This is a genomic window from Pseudomonas sp. 05T35, from assembly GCF_056396605.1.
The window spans coordinates 1-2,304 of sequence record NZ_JBFTLU010000587.1 but is presented as its reverse complement, the minus strand read 5'-3'; the positions used below and the strand labels follow the sequence as shown (position 1 = coordinate 2,304).

Below are 2,304 nucleotides of genomic sequence, written 5' to 3'. Positions count from 1 at the left end.
GACACGTTGCGCACGTATGCCGCGTTCGCCCTGAGCAAGGGTCTGCAACTCTATGCATGCATCGATCCTGCGCTGCCAAACCGGCTGCTGGGGGACCCGATGCGGATCCGCCAGATCCTCAACAATCTGTTGAGTAACGCCATCAAGTTCACTGACACCGGGCGTGTTGTACTGCGGGCCCGAGTATTGGAGCGCTGTGACAATCAGGTCAGCCTGGAGTGGCAGGTCACCGACTCCGGTATTGGTCTCTCCGAGCCGCAACAGGCCAAGCTGTTCGAACTGTTCTATCAGGTCCGGGATGCGTCCTGCGAAGGCGGCGCGGGTTTGGGGCTGCCGATTTGCAGGTGGTTAAGCGAGATGATGGGCGGCCACATAAAAGTGGTCAGCGAACCAGGTCTGGGCAGCAGCTTCGCTCTGCAGATGAGCTTGCCGGTACTGACCGGTGAACTCCCGGACTGCAGGGTAATCGAGCCCTGCCCATCACCGGTGTATGTCCAGGCCCCGGTCCGCGAGTTGGCACAGACACTGTGCGACTGGCTTGATCGCCTGGGGATTCATGCCACGCTGGCAACGTCGCCGCTGGAACAGAAACACCCAAAAGCGGTGCTGGTGGACGTTTTACCCTCTGATCCAGAGCAGCCCTGGGATGGCCCGCGTGTTCGTTGTACGTCAGGCGGACGTAACCCGCCTGAGTACACCAATAATGGCTGGGAAGTCGATATGCATGACGTGCGAGCCATTGCTTTGGCGGTCTCGCTGGCACAGCAAGGCAAACGCGAACAGCCCCGGCAAGCTGAACAACAAAGAGCCGGCAACCTCCATTTGCACATTCTGGTGGCAGAGGACAACCCGATCAACCAGGCGATCATCAAGGAACAACTCGAGGCGCTCGGTTGCTCCGTCGTCGTAGCCGCCAATGGCGAACAAGCCATGCACCTGTGGCGACCTGAAGTCTTCGACGTGGTGCTGACAGACGTCAACATGCCACTCATGAACGGTTATGAATTGGCCAAAACACTTCGGGAGCATGATCCCCAATTGCCAATCATTGGTGTGACCGCCAACGCCATGCGTGAGGAAGGCATGCGTTGCATCGCCGTCGGAATGAATGCCTGGATCGTCAAACCCCTGAGCCTGCAAACCCTGCGAGCCCACCTGGTCAAACTCTGCAAGCCGGCCCTGCAAGCGGTGCCGACTCGCGTCGAGTCTGAAACCATCACCGCCCGCTCCCGGACACCGGACACCGATACCGTTCAACTCTCCCCCAAAATGCGACCGTTGTTCATCAGCACCCTGCAGCAAGACATACAACGGATCAAGACCGCACTCGAACAAAACGACTGCAGAGTCCTCGGTGAAAGGCTACACAGCATCGCCGGCGCCCTGGGTGCCGTGCAAGCCATCGGCCTGGCTCAGGAATGTGTTGATCTGGAGTGTTCGCTCGCGGGCGCAATCCTCGACACTTCCCTTGCACTGAAGGTGAAGCAGATACTGGGCAGGCTTTCGAATGTTCTGGACGCTCTTGAGTAATAACAGCGGCCCATTGCGTGCAATCATATGGAAATACCCCAATCATCTACACCGGCATTACGGGCGGCCTTTATGGAAAAACTCAAAGTCATCATCGCGGACGATCACCCGATTGTGCTTCTTGGAGTACGCGAACTGATCGAGCGCGACGCGCGTTATTGCGTTGTCGGTGAGGCCGTCTGCTCACAGGGCCTGATCGAATTACTTGAGCAACAACCCGTGGACATTGTCATCACCGACTACAACATGCCCGCAGACTCGCCTTATGGTGACGGGCTCAAGTTGGTCGACTATCTGAAGCGACATTTTCCACACGTGCGGATTCTGATACTGACCATGGTCTCCAACCCTCTGATCCTCGCCCGCCTTCACGAACTGGGGGTGGTCGGGGTGATTCAGAAGAGCCAGTTGCACACTGAAATCCAGCTCGCGCTCAAAGCTATTGCCCAACAGGGTATTTATCGCAGCCTGGAACCGGCGAAAACCTCCGTCGTGGAATCCTCCACGGCCCTTGATGATCGATTCACCACCTTGTCGCCCAAGGAGTTCGAGATACTGCGCCTATTTATCTCCGGCAAGAGTGTGAGTGATATAGCCCGCAGTCAGAACAGAAGTTCAAAAACCATTAGTGCACAAAAAATTTCGGCAATGCGAAAACTTGAAGTCAATAGCGATCAGGACTTGTTGGCCTACTGCCTGGAACGCGGTCTCTTCAACTAAAAAAGCTGATAAAATCGGTCGCGATGCCATTAGCCATAATGGCTTTGCACACAC

Annotated in this window: 2 protein-coding genes; both read left to right on the top strand. The window is 56.4% G+C overall.

Going from position 1 to position 2,304, the window contains the following annotated elements; translation table 11 throughout:
* On the top strand, positions 1 to 1,530 hold a 1,530-nt coding region (locus tag AC1DH9_RS27585), incomplete at its 5' end, for a hybrid sensor histidine kinase/response regulator (protein ID WP_477809177.1).
* A 72-nt stretch (positions 1,531 to 1,602) separates the two neighbouring features.
* Positions 1,603 to 2,250 carry a response regulator gene (locus tag AC1DH9_RS27580; RefSeq protein ID WP_427540605.1) on the top strand — a complete coding sequence of 216 codons (648 nt, stop codon included), beginning with the start codon at positions 1,603 to 1,605 and terminating at the stop codon, positions 2,248 to 2,250.
* Positions 2,251 to 2,304 lie beyond the last annotated feature (54 nt).